Annotated in this window: 12 protein-coding genes; 7 read left to right on the top strand and 5 right to left on the bottom strand. The window is 71.7% G+C overall.

What is annotated here, in order from left to right; genetic code table 11:
* Window positions 1–4: 4 nt before the first annotated feature.
* Window positions 5–2,707 (bottom strand): DNA mismatch repair protein MutS, encoded by a 2,703-nt coding sequence (gene mutS / locus G3576_RS30125; RefSeq protein ID WP_164698188.1) that lies wholly within the window; start codon window positions 2,705–2,707, stop codon window positions 5–7.
* Between the two features lie 103 nt (window positions 2,708–2,810).
* Between mutS and G3576_RS30120 the strand changes: the two genes are divergently transcribed.
* From G3576_RS30120 to G3576_RS30110, 3 genes are all read left to right on the top strand, one after another.
* Window positions 2,811–4,388, top strand: coding sequence for an ABC transporter substrate-binding protein (locus G3576_RS30120; RefSeq protein ID WP_164698187.1), 1,578 nt, complete (start codon window positions 2,811–2,813; stop codon window positions 4,386–4,388).
* Between the two features lie 383 nt (window positions 4,389–4,771).
* Window positions 4,772–7,081 carry an NADP-dependent malic enzyme gene (locus tag G3576_RS30115; protein ID WP_207623115.1) on the top strand — a complete coding sequence of 770 codons (2,310 nt, stop codon included), beginning with the start codon at window positions 4,772–4,774 and terminating at the stop codon, window positions 7,079–7,081.
* Complete coding sequence (locus tag G3576_RS30110) at window positions 7,078–7,503, top strand: DUF488 domain-containing protein (RefSeq protein ID WP_164698186.1); 426 nt, start codon at window positions 7,078–7,080, stop codon at window positions 7,501–7,503. Before G3576_RS30115 ends, G3576_RS30110 begins: the two co-directional genes overlap by 4 nt.
* Window positions 7,504–7,564: 61 nt before the next feature.
* Here G3576_RS30110 and G3576_RS30105 read toward each other — a convergent pair whose 3' ends face one another.
* Window positions 7,565–9,112, bottom strand: coding sequence for a GMC family oxidoreductase (locus tag G3576_RS30105; RefSeq protein WP_328730157.1), 1,548 nt, complete (start codon window positions 9,110–9,112; stop codon window positions 7,565–7,567).
* 455 nt (window positions 9,113–9,567) lie between these two features.
* Here G3576_RS30105 and G3576_RS30100 point away from each other — a divergent pair, with 455 nt between their 5' ends.
* Window positions 9,568–10,746 (top strand): serine hydrolase, encoded by a 1,179-nt coding sequence (locus G3576_RS30100; protein WP_164698184.1) that lies wholly within the window; start codon window positions 9,568–9,570, stop codon window positions 10,744–10,746.
* Between the two features lie 108 nt (window positions 10,747–10,854).
* Here G3576_RS30100 and G3576_RS30095 read toward each other — a convergent pair whose 3' ends face one another.
* Both G3576_RS30095 and G3576_RS30090 read right to left on the bottom strand, forming a co-directional pair.
* Window positions 10,855–11,895 carry an SAM-dependent methyltransferase gene (locus tag G3576_RS30095; RefSeq protein ID WP_235952546.1) on the bottom strand — a complete coding sequence of 347 codons (1,041 nt, stop codon included), beginning with the start codon at window positions 11,893–11,895 and terminating at the stop codon, window positions 10,855–10,857.
* 40 nt (window positions 11,896–11,935) lie between these two features.
* On the bottom strand, window positions 11,936–12,910 hold the full coding sequence (locus G3576_RS30090) for a Bug family tripartite tricarboxylate transporter substrate binding protein (RefSeq protein WP_164698183.1): 975 nt from the start codon (window positions 12,908–12,910) through the stop codon (window positions 11,936–11,938).
* A 197-nt stretch (window positions 12,911–13,107) separates the two neighbouring features.
* On the opposite strand from G3576_RS30090, the gene G3576_RS30085 reads away from it, so the two are divergent.
* From G3576_RS30085 to dnaN, 3 genes are all read left to right on the top strand, one after another.
* On the top strand, window positions 13,108–13,917 hold the full coding sequence (locus G3576_RS30085) for a gamma-glutamyl-gamma-aminobutyrate hydrolase family protein (RefSeq protein WP_164698182.1): 810 nt from the start codon (window positions 13,108–13,110) through the stop codon (window positions 13,915–13,917).
* 264 nt (window positions 13,918–14,181) lie between these two features.
* The gene (speB, locus tag G3576_RS30080) at window positions 14,182–15,216 is read left to right on the top strand and encodes an agmatinase (protein WP_207623114.1); all 1,035 of its coding nucleotides are present in this window, start codon (window positions 14,182–14,184) and stop codon (window positions 15,214–15,216) included.
* Window positions 15,217–15,349: 133 nt separating this feature from the next.
* A complete protein-coding gene (gene dnaN, locus G3576_RS30075) occupies window positions 15,350–16,477 on the top strand; it encodes a DNA polymerase III subunit beta (protein WP_164698181.1) in 1,128 nt (375 codons plus the stop codon).
* Between the two features lie 43 nt (window positions 16,478–16,520).
* Here the strand turns inward: dnaN and G3576_RS30070 are convergent.
* Window positions 16,521–16,835, bottom strand: a 315-nt coding sequence (locus tag G3576_RS30070) for a carbohydrate-binding domain-containing protein (protein WP_207623113.1), incomplete at its 5' end; no start/stop codon positions are given.

The following is a 16,835-nucleotide window of genomic DNA, read 5'->3' as shown; positions in this document are numbered from 1 at the left end:
CGTGTCACACTACCGTGTCACTCGGGCGCGCAACAGGGTTCTCGTGCTGCGCTGCGTCAACTTCCGCAGAGAGCGCCTTCAACCGATACAAGGCCTCCTGCGCCTCCCGCGGCGACAACGCGTCGATGTCCATCTCCGCCAGCGCGGATTCAATCGGGGAGAGGGGCTTCGCAGGCTGGGACACGCGTTGCGCGAAGAGGGGTAGTTCCTCCGCCAGCGCATCCGGCCCGCCGCCCCGCGCCCGCGCTTCCAGGGCGGACAGCACCTGGTTCGCCCGCGCCAGCACCGGCCGCGGCACGCCCGCCAGCCGCGCCACATGCACGCCCCAGCTGCGTTCGGAGGCCCCGGGGCCGACGAGGTGCTGGAACACCACCTCGCCCCGCCATTCCCGCACCTTCATCGAGGCCAGCGCCACTTCCGGCAGCCGTCCGGCCAGCGCCGTAAGCTCATGGAAATGCGTGGCGAAGATGGCCCGGCAGCGGATGCGGTCATGCAGCGCCTCCAGCACCGCCCAGGCGATGGCCAGCCCATCCCAGGTCGCGGTCCCACGCCCCACTTCATCCAACACAACCAGTGAACGGGCTGTTGCCTGGTTCAGGATCGCCGCCGTTTCCGCCATTTCCACCATGAAGGTGGACCGCCCGCCGGCGATGTCGTCGCCGCCCCCGACGCGGGAGAACAGCCGGTCCACCAGCCCGATCCGCGCGGAGTGCGCCGGCACGAACAGCCCGGCCTGCGCCAGGACCACCATCAGCGCGTTCTGCCGCAGCCAGGTGGATTTGCCCGCCATGTTGGGGCCCGTGAGGAGACACAGCCGACGACCGGGCGAGAGGTCGCAATCATTCGGCACGAAGGCCGCACCGCGGGCGCGCTTCTGCATCGCCTCCACCACCGGGTGGCGGCCGGCCACGATGCAGAACTCCGCACGCTCCGTCAGCTCCGGCCGGCACCAGCCGCCCTCCGCCGCCAGCGTCGCGCTGGCCGCATGCACATCCACCTCCGCCAGCGCCCGCGCCGCCCGCGCGATCGCATCGCCCTGCGCCAGGATCAGCCGCTTGAGATGCGCCACGCAGGCCCGCTCCCGCGCAGCCGCCCGCTCCCCCGCCTCCGCCACCTTGCGATCGAGGTCGGCCAGCGCCGCGCAGGTGAAGCGCACCGCATTCGCCATGGTCTGGCGATGGATCGGCGCCAGCGGCTGCCCGGCGGGCACCGGGGAGGCCCGGAGCAGCTTCTCGGCCGGTGCCGCCGGCACCTCCGCCAGGAAGCCGAATTGCTGGTGGTGACGGATCTTGACGCTGGCGATGCCCCAGGCCTGGGCGAGGTCCTGCTGCAACGCCGCAATCGCGTCCCGCCCGCCATCGCGCAGCCGCCGCAGCGCATCCAGCTCCCCGTCATAGCCGGGGGCGATCACCCCCCCATCCTCCAGCCGCGCCGGCAGCTTCTGCAGGTTCAATGCCCGGCCGAGTTCCGCTTCCAGCGAGGGCTCGACCGCCAATGCGACCGCCGCCTCCGCCATCAAGGCGGGCGCCGGCAGCACCGCCGACAGCACGGCATCACGGACGGAGGCCGCGATCCGCAGCCCCGCCAGCAGCGCCGCCAGATCCCGCGGCGCGAAGCGATCGAGCGCCAGCCGCGCCAAGGCCCGCGCCATGTCCGGCGCGCCCTTAAGCCCCGCCCGCAGCGCGCCGCGCGTCGCCTCCGCCCCCAGCAGGAAGGACACGGCATCGTGCCGGGCCGAGACCGCCTCCGCCTCCGCCAGCGGCGCCGAGAGCCGCCCCGCCAGCTCCCGCGCCCCCGCCGCCGTCAGCGTGGCATTCACCGCGCCGAACAAGGTCGCCTGGTCGCCGCCGCGCTGGTCGCGCAGGATCTCGAGGCTGCGGCGCGTCGCCGCATCCAGCGCCAGCGTTCCCGCCGCCCCCGCCTGCGGCCGCGGCGGGTCGAGGCGCGGCAGCGCGCCCGCCTGCGTCTCCCGCACATAGGACAGCGCCTGCGCCGCCGCCGCCAATTCCGCCTCGGTGAAGACGCCGAAGCCCTCCAGCGTGGCCACGCCGAAGGCCTCCCGCAGCAGCCGCGCGGGATCGCGCGGCTTCACGCGATGGGCGATGCGGCCGGGCAGGCGGTGCATCAGCTCCGGCAGCTCCGCCAGGTCCCGCTCCGCCACCGCCTCCACCGGCTCCAGCCTGGCGAGCAGCGCGCCGAGTTCCGCCTTCGGCAGCGCCATGGTCTCGAAGCCGCCCGTGGAGACATCCAGCCAGGCGCAGCCGAAGCCATCCCCCGCTTCCGCCAGCGCCAGCAGCCAGGCCGGCCGCGTCGCCTCCAGCAGCCCGTCCTCCGTCACGGTGGAGGGTGTCACCACCCGCACCACCTCACGCCGGATGGTGCTGGCGCGCCTGGCCTTGGCCTGCTCCGGCGTCTCCATCTGGTCGCAGACGGCAACCCGGAAGCCAGCCCGGATCAGCCGCGCCAGATAGGCCTCCCACGCATGCACGGGCACGCCCGCCATCGGCACGGGCTGGCCGCGATGCTCGCCCCGATGCGCCACCGCGATGTCCAGCACCGGCGCGGCGCGTTCGGCGTCGTTGAAGAAAAGCTCGAAGAAATCGCCCATCCGGAAGAAAACCAGCGCATCGGGGTGCTGGGCCTTGGCGGCGAACCACTGGGCGAGGGCGGGGGTCGCGCCCTCCGCGGGGGGAATGCTGTCCGTCACCCGCCGCTTCTACCGCATGGCTTGCCGGGGCGCGACGCCCCGCCGTAGCGTTCCCCCCAAGCGCGGGCAGCAGGCACCGCCACAGCAGGGAAGGCAGCAGCCCATGATCCGTCGTCGAGACCTTTTCGCCCTGGGCGCGGGCATGGCCATCGCCGCCCCCGCCGTCGCGCAGAACAGCCGCGCCACCACGCTGCGCATGGTGCCACAGGCCAATCTCAGCGTGCTGGACCCCGTCTTCACCACCGCGACCGTCACCGGCAACCACGGCTTCTACGTCTTCGACACGCTCTATGGCGTGGACGCCAACCTCCGCCCCACGCCGCAGATGGCCGAGGGCCATGAGGTCTCGGCCGATGGCCTCACCTGGCGCATCAAGCTCCGCGAAGGCCTGCGCTTCCACGATGGCGAACCCGTCCGCGCCACGGACTGCATCGCCTCCATCCGCCGCTGGTGCGCCCGCGAACCCTTCGGCCAGCTCCTCGCCCGCCAGGCGGAGGAATGGATCGCCGCCGATGACCGCACCATGGTCATCCGCCTCCGCCGCCCCTTCCCGCTGATGCTGGACGCGCTGGCAAAACCCGACGCCGCCAGCCCCTTCATCATGCCGGCCCGCCTGGCCGCCACCGACCCCGCCCGCGCGGTCACGGAGATGATCGGCTCCGGCCCCTACCGCTTCATCGCCAACGAATTCAATTCCGGCAGCCGCGTGGTCTACGAGAAGTTCGACGGCTACATCCCGCGCCAGGAAACCCCCACTTGGACCTCCGGCGCCAAGGTCGCGCATTTCCGCCGGATCGAGTGGCACATCCTGCCTGACCCCGCGACCGCCGCCGCGGCGCTGCAGGCCGGGGAGGTCGATTGGTGGGAACGCCCGCACCCCGACCTCCAGCAACTCCTCGCCCGCTCCCGCGACGTCCGCCGCGAAGTCACCGACCCCACCGGCCGCATGGCGGTGATGCGGATGAACAATTTGCACGCGCCCTTCGACGACGTCCGCATCCGCCGCGCCGTCCGCCTCTCCGTCGCGCAGGACGAATACATGCGCGCCTCCCGCGGCGACAACACGCAGGACTGGTCCGTCGGCCGCAGCCTCTGGCCCCGCCACACCCCCTATTTCGAGGATCTCGGCGCCGACATGATGCCCGGCGACCTCGACCGCGCCCGCGCGGCCCTGCGCGAAGCCGGCTACGCCAACCAGAAGGTCGTCATCATCAACCCGACGGACTTCCCCGATATCGGCCCCCTCGGCCAGGTCACCGCGGACCGCCTGAAGCGCGCGGGCATGAACGTCGAACTCTCCGAGAGCGACTGGGGCACCGTCGTGCAACGCCGCTCCAACCGCGAAGGGGTGGACCGCGGCGGCTGGTCCATCCTCCACACCACCGGCGGCGCCTCCGCCTGGGCCAACCCCGCCACCTCCTTCCTCGTCCGCGGCCAGGGCACCAATGGCTGGTTCGGCTGGTGGAAATCGGACCGCGCGGAAGACCTGGCCGAAGCCTGGCTCAACGCCCCCACCGAGGAACGCCAGAAGGCGCTGGCCTCCGAACTCGGCAAGCTCGCCCTGGACGAAGCCGCCTTCGTCCCCCTCGGCCAATTCGTCATCCGCACCGCCTTCCGCCGCGACATCACGGGCATCCTGCCGGGGTCGTCGCCCTATCCGTGGAACGTGCGGCGGGGGTAGCGCCTGGCGCCGCCGGGGAAAGGGCTCCGCCCCTTCCCCGGACCCCTTCCCCGCCAAGGGCCAGCGGGCCCTTGGGAACCCATGAGATCGGTGGATGGAGGGAGGGGCACCGCGCGACCGCATGTCCGACGCGCGTCCTATGCCCCTCCCTCCATCCACCGATAACCTCGCGGTCCAGGGTCCCGCTGGACCCTGGCTGGGGAGAGGTCCGGAGAGGGGCGAGCAGCCCCTCTCCGGCAGCCACCAGCGCCACCTCCGCGCGCCCGCTTCGCACGGCTAAGGCGCGCCCCGCGCGGATGCTCGCAATCGCGAAGTGACTGGCTTTCGCGGGGCGTTGTTCGGTCGCATAACCGTGGGTCAGTGGTTGGGGGAAAACAGACACCATGGATGATGCGCGCAAGAATTCCGTCGAGGCGGTGGCGGATACTCGCACGGCCCGCGTGACGGGTGAGGAGGCGCTCGCCATGCATGCCGAGGGGCGGCCCGGCAAGCTGGAGATCCGCCTCACCAAGCCGCTGATCACCGCGCGCGATCTGTCGCTGGCCTACAGCCCGGGCGTGGCGGCGCCCTGCCTGGAGATCCATCGCGATCCCTCGCTGGCCTACGACTACACCTCCAAGGGCAATTTCGTTGCCGTCATCAGCAACGGCACGGCGGTGCTGGGGCTGGGCAATCTCGGCGCGCTGGCCTCCAAGCCCGTGATGGAGGGCAAGGCCGCGCTGTTCAAGCGCTTCGCCGATGTGGACAGCATGGATCTCTGCGTGGCGACGGAGGATGTGGACGCCTTCGTCAATGCGGTGCGTTACCTCGGCCCGAGCTTCGGCGGCATCAACCTGGAGGACATCAAGGCCCCGGAATGCTTCGTCATCGAGCAGCGGCTGCGGGAGCTGATGGACATCCCCGTCTTCCATGACGACCAGCATGGGACGGCGATCGTGGCGGCCGCGGGGCTCATCAACGCCTGCCATCTGACGGGCCGCGACCTGAAGTCGGTCAAGCTGGTCATCAACGGCGCCGGCGCGGCGGCGGTGGCGTGTGCCGAGCTCGTGAAGGCCATGGGCATCCGCCCGCAGAACGTCATCCTGGCCGACACCAAGGGCGTGATCTATCGCGGCCGGCAGGAGGGCATGAACCAGTGGAAGTCGGCCCATGCCGTGGAGACGCCGGCGCGCACGCTGGCCCAGGCGATGGAGGGTGCCGACTGCTTCATGGGCCTGTCCGTGAAGGGCGCGGTGACGCCCGCCATGGTGCGCAGCATGGCGCCCAACCCCGTGATCTTCGCCATGGCGAACCCGGATCCCGAGATCACGCCGGATGAGGCCCGCGCCGTCCGCCCCGACTGCATCGTGGCGACGGGCCGGTCGGACTATCCGAACCAGGTCAACAACGTCCTGGGCTTCCCCTTCATCTTCCGCGGCGCCCTCGATGTCCGCGCCAGCACCATCAACGATGCGATGAAGGTCGCGGCGGCCGAGGCTCTCGCGATGCTGGCGCGGGAGGATGTGCCGGAGGAGGTGGCCGGCGCCGGCGCCGGCAAGTCGCTCCGCTTCGGCCCCGACTACATCATCCCGAACGCCTTCGACCCGCGGCTCATCTCCCGCGTCTCCCCCGCCGTCGCCAAGGCTGCGATGGAAAGCGGCGTGGCGCGCAAGCCCATCACGGACCTCGCGCGCTATGCGCGGGACCTCGCCGGCCGCCTCGATGCGACGGCGGGCGCCATGGAGGCGATCGCGGAAAACGTCCGCGCCAATCCGCGTCGCGTCGTCTTCGCGGAAGGCGAGGAGGAGAAGGTGATCCGCGCCGCCATCGCCTTCCGCAATGCGGGCTATGGCACGCCGATCCTGGTGGGGCGGGAGGATCGCGTGAACGCGACCGTCGCCTCCCTCGGCATTCCGCTCGGCGAGGGGATCGAGATCCAGAACGCCCGCCTCTCCGCCAGGAACGGCGCCTATGCCGAATGGCTCTACGCGAAGCGGCAGCGGGAAGGTTTCCTGCTGCGCGACTGCCAGCGCCTGGTGAACCTGGACCGCAACGTCTTCGCCGCCTGCATGGTCGGCAATGGCGATGCGGATGCGATGGTCACCGGCGTCACGCGCAGCTACGCCGCGGCGCTGGAAGGCGTGCGCATGGCGATCGACCCGGCGCCGGACACGGTGCTGTTCGGGCTGACTCTGATGCTCGCGCGGCGTTCCGGCACCGTGCTGGTGGCGGACACCGCCATCCATGAACGCCCCGATGCCGCGACGCTGGCGGAGATCGCCATCCGCGCCGCCGCCGCCGCGCGCCGCATCGGCCAGGAACCGCGCGTGGCGTTCCTGTCCTTCTCCACCTTCGGCGACCCCAAGGGCAGCATCCCCGGCAATGTCCGCGATGCCGTGAAGCTGCTGGACCAGCGGCAGGTCGATTTCGAATATGACGGGGAGATGGCGGCCGACGTGGCGCTGGACCCCGACCTCCGCGCCAAGCTCTATCCCTTCTGCCGCCTGACCGGCCCGGCCAATGTCCTGGTGATGCCGGGCCTGCACGCCGCGCATATCCTGACCAAGGCGGCGCCGCGCCTTACCTCCGCCCAGACCATCGGCCCGCTGCTGATGGGCCTCTCCGCGCCGGTGCAGATCGTCGGCATGGAGGCGGGGGTGAACCAGATCCTGGACATCGCCTGCCTCGCGGCCCACGCCGCGCTGCCGAAGTGACTATTTTCACGATTGGCTATGAGGAGACGACGCCGTCGCGCCTGCTGGCGGCGCTGACGGGCGCGGGGGTGAAGACGCTGGTCGATGTGCGGGCGCTGGCCAACAGCCGGCGCCCAGGCTTCGCCAAACGGGCGCTCTCCGCCAGCCTGGAGGAGGTCGGCATCGGCTACCGCCACCTCCGCGCCCTCGGCACCCCGGCCGAGGGTCGGCAGGCCGTGCGGGAAGGCCGGCCGGACGAGATGAAACGCATCTTCGCGGCGACGCTGGCGGGGACGGAAGCGCAGGCGGCACTCGCGGACCTGCGGGAGCAGGCAACGCGGGAACCGGTCTGCCTGCTCTGCCTGGAAGCCGATCACCGGCGCTGCCACCGGACACTGGTGGCGGAAGCGCTGGGACTGCCGACGACGCATCTGGTGGCGTGAAGGGGGAGCGCCGCTCCCCCTTGGACCCCCACGCCAGGGGCGAGACGCCCCTGGACCGTCGTCAGTTGGCGGCGATCCGCCGCGCGGCCATCTCGCCGATCATCACGCAGGTGAAGTGCAGATTGGCCCGGCAGTCGGAGGGCATGATGGAGGCGTCGGCGACCCGCAGCCCCTCCACCCCGCGCACCTTGAGGTCGGGATCCACCACGCCGCGCGGGTCCTCATGCGCCGTCATGCGGCAGGTGCCGGCGGCGTGCTGGATGTCCCCGGCCTCGGCCAGCATCACCGCGTCCAGTTCCCCGTCCGGCAGCGCGGCGGCCTGCTCCATCGTCAGCGCCGTCTCGCCGAAGGTGATCGCCGCCGCGATGTCGCGCACCGGCGCCATGGCACAGAGCCGCGCCAGCCTCCGCACCCCGTCCCGCATCCGCGCGCGATCCAGCGGATGGTCCAGCATGTTCTCCTCCACCGCCGGCTGCGCCTCGGGATCAGCGGAGACGAGCCGCACGGAGCCCCGCGACAGCGCGTCATACAGCGCCACCCCGATTCCCCCGTTCGGCGCCGGGCCATCCTCCGCCAGGCCGCGATGGTTGTAGGCGATCAGGATCATGTCCCGCTCGCCGCCCATCCCGCTGGAATAGGTCACGCAGCAATTGGTGTGGCGCGCATCGGCGCCCTCCGCGCGGAAACCCGGCTTCAGCGCCAGGCTGGCGCGCAGGATCGGATGGTCCATGAAATGCGCGCCGACCGAGGGCTGGTCATGCAGCACCTCGATCCCCAGCGCCCGCAGATCACCCGCCGGCCCGATGCCGCTCCGCATCAGCAGCCCCGGCGAATGGATGGCGCCGGCTGAGAGCACCACCTCCCGCGCCGCCACCTCCTCCCACTCGCCTTGCCCGAAGCGCACCCGCACGCCCCGCACGCGCCGGCCATCAAAGACCACGCGGTCCACCAGCGCCTCGCCCCGGATCGTGAGGTTCGGCCGGCCCCGCGCCGGCTCCAGGTAGCCGTCATTCGTCGTCACGCGGACGCCGTCGCGCAGATTGATCGGGTTGCCGGAGATGCCCTCGCCCTCCGGCGCATTCAGGTCCGCCTTCCAGCGATGTCCCGTTGCCAGCGCGGCATCGCGCAGCGCCCGGTCCACCGCGCCCCAGCGATCCTCCGGCATGCGCCAGACCGGCAGCGGGCCGCCCTGCTTCCGGCCGGGCACGCCGAACTCCGCGTCATCCTCGATCGCGTCGAAGATCGGCATGACGCTCGCCGCCGACCACCCCTCGCACCCCGCTTCCGCCCAGGCATCGAAGGCGGCCGGCACGCCGCGGATGGCGATCTGCGCATTGACGGTGGAGGACCCGCCCAGCGCCCGGCCCCGCCAGTAGAAGCGGGGTTCCTGCGCCCGGGTCCGGCGCGTCATCAGCCCCGGCCACTGCCAGTCGGCCTGGTGGGCGGGGTGGTGCATGAAGGGGATGATGTTCGGGCTGCGCAGCGCGCGCGGCGCCTCCGCCGCCCGCCAGTCCCGCCCCGCTTCCAGCAGCAGCACGCGCCGGCGCGGGTCTTCCGATAGCCTGGCGGCGAGCGCCGCACCGGCCGACCCGCCCCCCACCACGATCACGTCATGCAAGGCGTCCGATCCCCGTCCCCGTCACCGGGGACGCAGGATAGGGGCGCCTCAGCGGCCGCGCATATAGGCGCGGTGCGGCTTGTAGGTCAGCCAGCGCTTCAGGTTGCGCAGGAAGTCGCGCACCGGCGTGCGGGCACGGAAGGACAGGATGGAGGCGCTGGGCATGGCGGGGCTCCCCGCTGGCGATGCGGTGCGCCCTCCTGGCGGGGCGGCCCTGGGCCGCCTCACCGCATCCTGCGCGCGGCCGATGAATCATCTGTTAGCCGGCGCCCGACTTCCGCCGGCATCGCCGCGGATATCCTCACATCAGCCGGAGCAGCCGGGGGCGCCGCGGGGCGATTCCGTCAGCCAGGCCAGGGCCTTGCCGTGCCAAGCGGCATCTCCGCAACCCTGACCGCCGGCAGGCTGCCTTCACGCCGGGCGTGGCGCTGGTAGCCAACCCCGCCATGACCCGACCCTTCGCCCCCACCCGCCGTGCGGTCGCCGCCGGCCTTCTCGCAACGGCGGCCCTGCCCCGTGCATCCCTCGCCGCCCCGCCGCCAGACCTCGAAGCGCAGGTGGCGGCGGCGGCGCGCGGCTTCATGGACCGCACCGGCGCGCCCGGCCTGGCGATCGGCCTGGTCGGCCCCTGGGGGCGGCACGTCGCCTTCTTCGGCATGGCCGATCCCGCCCAGGGCGCGGCGGCCGGCGCCGCGGTCGGTCCGGACACGCTGTTCGAATTGGGCTCGCTCAGCAAGCTGGTCACCGCGGCGCTCGCCGCCGTGGCGGTGGGGGAGGGCGCCATGCGCTGGGAGGATGCGCCCGGCCGGCATGTGCCGGAGGTGCGCGGCCCCGGCACGGATCGCCTCACCCTCCTGCATCTCGCCACCCACTGCACCGGCGGCATGCCGCTGCAATTCCCGGCCGCGGTCCGAAGCTGGGAGGATGCCGCTGCCTGGTATCGCGCCTGGACGCCGCCCGCCCCGCCCGGCACGGTGCGCGCCTACGCCAACCCCTCGATCGGCCTGCTGGGCGTCGTGGCGGCACGGGCGCTGGGCGGCGCCTTCCCCACCCTGGCCCGTGACCGCGTGCTCCGCCCCCTCGGCCTCGAGTCGAGCTTCCATGAAGTGCCCGCCGCGCGCCGCGCCGCCTATGCGCAGGGGCATATGAGGGATGGCCGCCCCATCCGCCTGGCGCCGGGGCCGCTCGACCTCGAAGCCTATGGGCTGCGGGCCACCGCCCCCGACCTGCTGCGGCTGGTCGAGGCTCAGATGGGCCTCATCTCCCCGCCAGTGCCGCTCCGCGCCGCCCTCGACGCCCTGCCGGTCGGGCGCTACCGCAGCGGCGCGCTGACCCAGGGGGCGATCTGGGAATGGTATCCCGCGCCCGCCTCGCCCCAGGCGGTCGCCGCCGGCAGCGCCGATGGCATGGTGCTCGGCCCGAACCCGGCGGAGGCCCTGTCCCCGCCCATCGCCCCACCGCCGGGCGCCTTCGTCAACAAGACCGGCGCGACCAACGGCTTCGGCGGCTATGCGGCCTATGCGGCCGGGCGGGGGCTCGGCCTGGTCATCCTCGCCAACCGCAACCATCCGACGCCGGAGCGGCTGAAGCTGGCCTTCGAGCTGCGCGCCATCATCGGCGCCTGACCCTGCTAGACCGGTTTCAGCGTCGGCAGCGACGCTGAAACCGGTCTAGCCACTTGTTTTCACGCATTTTCCGAGTCGTCGGGCGATTCCGCCCGACTTGAAAATGCTCTACCGCGCCTTGCGGATGATCAGCCCGATCGAGGTCACGACATGCTCGCCCTTGGCCAAGCGGAGATGGGGCGTGTCCGGCACCGGCTGGGCGCCGTCCTCCTCCCGGTAGGGCGGCAGGTCCACGAACATGTCGAGCACGCCCTGCCCGGGGCTGTAGTCCACCGGCAGCAATTCATGCCCGAGGGCCGCCAGGCGCTCGCCCAGCGCCTCGATATGGCGGCGCTGGAACAGCACGGTATTGCCGGATTCCACGGTCGGCCCTTCCTCCGCCATGTTGAATTCGGTGGTGTGCACCGCGACGCCGCCGGGTCGCAGGCAGTCCATGGCCCGCACCACGAAGTCGAGCCCCGCCTGGATGCTGCCCAGATGCTCGAAGGAACAGACGGACCAGACGAAGTCCCGGCTGCCATCCGCCAGCGCATCCGGGATGCGCCGCATGTCGGCGGGCTGGAAGGTGACGCGCTGGTCGAAGACCTCCCGCTCCACCAGATGCGGCCAGAACAGGTGGTCGAGTTCGCTGGCGTGCTGCCCCGTCTCCTGCCAGCCCTTCGCCTTCTGCGCCTCCAGCCCGAGGTCGGTGGCCAGCACCTCCACCCCGAAGGCGGCGAAGAAGGCGGGCAGCATCTCCCGCCCCACCGCGAAGCCCAGCGCCCGGCGGCGGCCATTCAGCATCCCCGCCTCCCACAGCGCCTGGGCGACGAAGCAATCCTCCCAGACCTTGCGGTGGTACATCGGATACATGCCGAGGCGGGAGCACCAGTAGTGCAGCCAGGGCTGTTCCAGCGCCTGCTGGCGACAGAGGCCGGAGGTCAGCCGCACCTGCACCGGGAAGGATTGCGGCGGCACGCCGGGGCCGGCGATGCCGGTCGCGTAGAGCTGCCGCGCGAAGGCGGAGCCCAGCACCTTGGTGTTCCAGGCGGCATGACGCAGCTCCGGCGGCACGCCGCCCGCGCGCAGCCGCTGCGCCGCCTCCTGCCCCTGCTGCGTGATCCAGCCCATCGCCTGGCGCAGCCGCGCCAGCCTGCCCTGTCCGTCCATGCGCCCCCTCTGCCCCCGAATCCCGCCGGGGGCAACGGGTTCAGCTGTCGAGGCGGATGCCGAGGTCGCGGATCAGCGGCCGCCAGGTCGCGTTCTCCTGCGCCACGAAGGCGGTGAACTGCGCCGGCGTCCAGGGCTGGTATTCGATGCCGAGGTCCGCCAGCCGCCGCGCGATGTCGGGCGACGTCATGGCCCGCACCATCTCCTCCGCCAGCCGGGCCACGACCGGGCCGGGCGTGCCGGCCGGCACGCTCATGCCCTGCCAGCCATAGGCGACGGCGTCATGGCCGAGGTCCCGCAGCGTCGGCACGTTCGGGAACAGCGCGCTCCGCGCCTCGCTCATGACGCAGAGCGCGCGGACCCGGCCATCCCGGATGAAGGGCGTGCCCGTCGCGGTATCGATGACGACGACGTCCACATTGCCCGCCAGCAAATCCTGCATGGCGGCCGGCCCGCCGCGATAGGGCACATGCTCCGCCGCCAGCCCCGTGCGCCGCTTCACCAGCTCCATCGCGAGGTGGTGGGGGGAGGCGACCGCCGGCGTGCCATAGGTCGGCGCCTTGCTGCGCGACGCGGCGACGAGGCCCGCGAAATCCTGCACCGGGTCGTTCGGCCGCACGACGATGAACAGCGGGAAGCGCCCGATGAAGCCGACCCCCGTGAAGTCGCGGTCGGGGTCATAGGGCAGGCGGGCATAGAGCGCCGGGTTGTAGGTCAGGATGCCGTTGTCGACATGCATCCAGGTGTAGCCATCGGCAGGCGACCGGGCCACGACCTCGCTGGCCAGCACCGCGCCGCCGCCGGGCCGGTTCTCCACCACCACGTTCTGGCCGAGCCGCGGGCCCATCTGCGCCGCGATCAGCCGCGCGAAGGCGTCGGAAGCGCCGCCCGGCGGGTAGCCCACGATCCAGCGCAGCGGCCGGTCCGGCCAGGCCGCCTGCGCGGCGGCGCCCTGCGCGAGCCCCGCCATCCCCAGCCCCGCCATGCCGCCCAACAGGCCCCGACGTCCGACCATCTGCCACCCTCCTCGACCAGGGGCGCCATTCTGCGGCGTCGCGCGCCGCGCGCAACCGCCTTGCGGGGGGATGGCGCGCCCCGCGCGGGCAAAGCCTGCCCGCCGATGCGGCAGAAGGGACCAGCCATGCGTCAGCAACGCGCGATTCATCGGAATGCTGTCTTGATCCTGCCATATCGACGCAGGACATTCGCGGCATGCGCGCGATGATTGGAATTTCCTGCTGCGTGAAGGCGTTCGGCATCTTCGCCACGCCCAACCACGCGGCCTCCGACAGCTACGTCCGGGTCACGCTCGGCCCGATCGGCGGCGTGCCCGTGCTGCTGCCCGCGGCCGGGGAGGCGCTGGTGCCGGAGATCCTGCCCCGGCTGGATGGCCTGATGCTGACCGGCAGCCGGTCCAACGTGCATCCCGACCACTACCAGGGCCCCGCCCATGCGGAAGGCACGCCGGAGGATGTGGCGCGGGACAGCACCACGCTGCCGCTGATCCGCGCCGCCATCGCGGCAGGGCTGCCGGTGCTGGCGATCTGCCGCGGCTTCCAGGAACTGAACGTCGCGCTGGGCGGCTCGCTCGACCAGCGCATCCAGGACCTGCCCGGCCGCCTCGACCACTCCACCCCCTCCGACCAGAAGCTGCCGAAGGTGCGCACCGGCAAGGCCCATCCCGTGCGCCTCGCCGCCGACAGCCAATTGGCAAAGATCTGGGCGGCGGCGGGGCTGCGCTTCCGGCCGGAAGCGGTGCCGGTGAACTCGCTGCACAACCAGGGCATCGCCCGCATCGCGCCGCGCCTGGTGGCGGAAGCCTGGGCGCCGGATGGCACGATCGAGGCCGTGCGCGTCGCCGATGCGCCGGGCTTCGCCATGGGCGTGCAATGGCACCCGGAATATGACTGGGAGCATGACGCGCTGAGCCGCACGATCTTCGAGGTCTTCGGCGCCGCCTGCGCCGACTGGGCCGCGGGGCGCCGCCCCGAAAGCCTGGCGACGCATCGCGCCGCCGCCTGACGCCGCAACGATCCATCACGACCACGCGACCCGCCTTTCTCCTGCCCCGATTCCCGCGAACGACCCGCATTCGTCTTTTGCAAGCCGGGCAAGGCTCAGGCTATTCTTCCTGTGCCGGCCTCGACTTTGCCGGTGGACGAAGCCCGGTTCCCCTGCCGGCTCGCCCGACCATTCCGATCGGAACGTAGCGTGGCGCCCGGTCACCCCCCTGACCGGGCGCTTTTCCGAGCGCAAGATGGGATGGCAGCAAGGGGCAACTCCATCATGGACCAGGACAGGCTCGCAGGGTTGAAGGCCCGCTTCGGCGCCGCCGCCTCCGGCGCGGGCGAGACCGAGGACCCCCTCTTCCGCCGCATCATCGACAGCCAGTTCCAGGGCGACCGCCGCGCCTGGCCCTTCGCCGGCATTTCCACGTTTTGCGGCGCGCGCCTCGAAGCCGATCCCCTCGCCAACCCGCCCGAGATCGGGCTGCTCGGCATACCCATGGACCTCGGCGTGACGAACCGCGCCGGCTCCCGCCTTGGCCCTCGCGCCCTCCGCGCGGTGGAGCGCATCGGCCCCTATGAGCCCGCGCTGCACATGGCGCCGCTGACGGAAGCCCGCGTGGCCGATATCGGCGACGTCCCCATGGCCTCCCGCTTCTCGCTGGAACAATGCCATGCGGATATCGAGGCGCATGTCGCGAAGCTCCACGAAGCCGGCATCCGCCTGGTCTCAGCGGGCGGGGACCATTCCATCAGCCTGCCCATCCTGAAGGCGCTGGGGCGGGATCGCCCCTTGGGCATGGTCCATATCGACGCCCATGCCGATACGGGGGGCGAGTATGAGGGCACCCGCTTCCACCATGGCGGCCCCTTCCGCCAGGCGGTGCTGGAGGGGGTGCTGGACCCCGACCGCACCATCCAGATCGGCATCCGCGGCGGCGCCGGCTACCTCTGGGAATTCTCCACCGCCAGCGGCATGACCCTGCTGCCGATGCATGAGGTGGCGGCCATGGGCATCCCCGCCGTCATCGCCCGCGCCCGCGCCGTGGCGACGGGGCCCATCTACGTCTCCTTCGACATCGACGCCGTCGATCCCGGCTTCGCCCCCGGCACGGGGACGCCGGAAGTGGGCGGCCTCTCGCCGATCCAGGTGCTGGAGCTGCTGCGGGGCCTGGCGGGCCTCGACGTGGTGGGCGGCGATGTGGTGGAGGTCGCCCCGCAATATGACGGCTCCACCGCCACCGCCCAGATCGGCGCCCAGGTCATGTTCCAGCTGGCCTGTCTTCTGGTCCGGGCGCCTTCGTTCCGCCGGTGAGCCTGGAATCAGCCGGAAACCGCGCCTTCAACAAGCGATTCCGGCCTGTTATGTAGGGTCGTTGTCGGGGGCCATGGGGCCTGGGGGCGGCTCCGCCCCGGGGCCGCTTCAGAAATTCGGGATATCGGGTGCCATGAAGTTCACGGTGGACAGGGCAGTGCTGCTCAAGGCGCTCGCGCATGTGCAGAGCGTGGTGGAGCGGCGCAACACCATCCCCATCCTGGCCAATGTGCTGCTGGAAGCCCGCGATGGCGGCCTGCGCCTGACCGCCACCGACATGGAGATCGCGGTGGTGGAGGAGGTGCCCGGCGTCACCGTCGCCCGCACCGGCCGCACCACGGCCCCCGCCGCGACGCTGTTCGAACTCGTCCGCAAGCTGCCCGACAGCGCCAAGATCGAGCTCGACCACCCCGGCGGCGACAGCCAGCTGACGCTCCGCGCCGGCCGCTTCGACGCCAAGCTCGCCGTGCTCCCCGTGGAGGATTTTCCCTCCATGACCGAGGGCAAGCTGCCGCACCGCTTCGCCCTGCCGGCCGGGCAGCTGCGGGAACTGATCGACCGCACGCGCTTCGCCATCAGCACCGAGGAGACGCGCTACTACCTCAACGGCATCTACATCCACGCGACGGAAGCGGGCAGCGCCAAGGTGCTGCGCGCGGTCGCGACCGATGGCCACCGCCTGGCCCGCGTCGAGGAACCGCTGCCGGACGGCGCCACCGGCATGCCGGGCGTCATCATCCCCCGCAAGACGGTGAACGAACTCCGCAAGCTGGCGGAGGAGGTGCAGGACGAGATCGCCATCGCGCTCTCCGACACCAAGATCCGCTTCACCCTCGGCCCCGTGCAGCTGACCTCCAAGCTGATCGACGGCACCTTCCCGGAATACGAACGCGTCATCCCCCGCGGGAACGACAAGATCCTGAAGGTGACGAAGAAGGACTTCGCGGAGGCCGTGGGCCGCGTCGCCGGCATCAGCAGCGAACGGTCGCGGCCCGTGAAGCTCAGCGTCGATCGCAACCACCTCCTCCTCTCCGCCGCCAGCGCCGAACTCGGCCAGGCGCAGGAGGAACTGGATGGCGACGTGGTGAGCTACGAGAACGCACCCATCGAGATCGGCTTCCAGGCCCGCTACCTCAACGACATCACCGACCAGATCGCCGACACGGTGGAGTTCCGCTTCTCCGACGGCTCCGCGCCCACCATCGTGACGGATAGCGCCAAGCCGGAAGCGCTCTACGTCCTGATGCCGATGCGGGTCTGACGATGGATGGGGAGGCGCCCGGCAGCCTCCCCATAGCCGCCCATCACCCGATCGGGTTCACATCCGTGAAGGCGAAGTTCTGCGGCCCCGCCATGCCCAGCATGGCCGTGCTGCCCGGCACCGCCGCGCCGTTGTAGGTCGCGCCCTCCAGATAGAGGTTCCGGTCGGTCGCGGCGCTGCCGCCCCAGTCGTCGTTCAGGAAGTTCACCGTCAGCACGTGGCCGCCGGGCGCCCAGTTGCCCAGCACCGTCACGGTGTCCACCTCGCCCGCGGCGTGGGAGGCCTGGGCCGTCAGCGTGCCGTTGATCGGCACGCCATCGACGCTGATCGTGTATTGCGCCGACCCCTGCCAGGCATC

It is taken from the genome of Falsiroseomonas algicola (assembly GCF_011040385.1).
GTDB classification, from domain to species: domain Bacteria; phylum Pseudomonadota; class Alphaproteobacteria; order Acetobacterales; family Acetobacteraceae; genus Falsiroseomonas; species Falsiroseomonas algicola.
Note: the sequence above shows the minus strand (reverse complement) of the source record. Positions and strands in the feature narration are given on the sequence as shown.

Bases quoted from the DNA above. Each gene is read 5' to 3' on its own strand.
- G3576_RS30120 (WP_164698187.1), top strand. From the start codon at position 2,811: ATGATCCGTCGTCGAGACCTTTTCGCCCTGGGCGCGGGCATGGCCATC.
- G3576_RS30115 (WP_207623115.1), top strand. From the start codon at position 4,772: ATGGATGATGCGCGCAAGAATTCCGTCGAGGCGGTGGCGGATACTCGC.
- G3576_RS30100 (WP_164698184.1), top strand. From the start codon at position 9,568: ATGACCCGACCCTTCGCCCCCACCCGCCGTGCGGTCGCCGCCGGCCTT.
- G3576_RS30095 (WP_235952546.1), bottom strand. From the start codon at position 11,895: ATGGACGGACAGGGCAGGCTGGCGCGGCTGCGCCAGGCGATGGGCTGG.
- G3576_RS30090 (WP_164698183.1), bottom strand. From the start codon at position 12,910: ATGGTCGGACGTCGGGGCCTGTTGGGCGGCATGGCGGGGCTGGGGATG.
- G3576_RS30085 (WP_164698182.1), top strand. From the start codon at position 13,108: ATGCGCGCGATGATTGGAATTTCCTGCTGCGTGAAGGCGTTCGGCATC.
- speB (WP_207623114.1), top strand. From the start codon at position 14,182: ATGGACCAGGACAGGCTCGCAGGGTTGAAGGCCCGCTTCGGCGCCGCC.
- dnaN (WP_164698181.1), top strand. From the start codon at position 15,350: ATGAAGTTCACGGTGGACAGGGCAGTGCTGCTCAAGGCGCTCGCGCAT.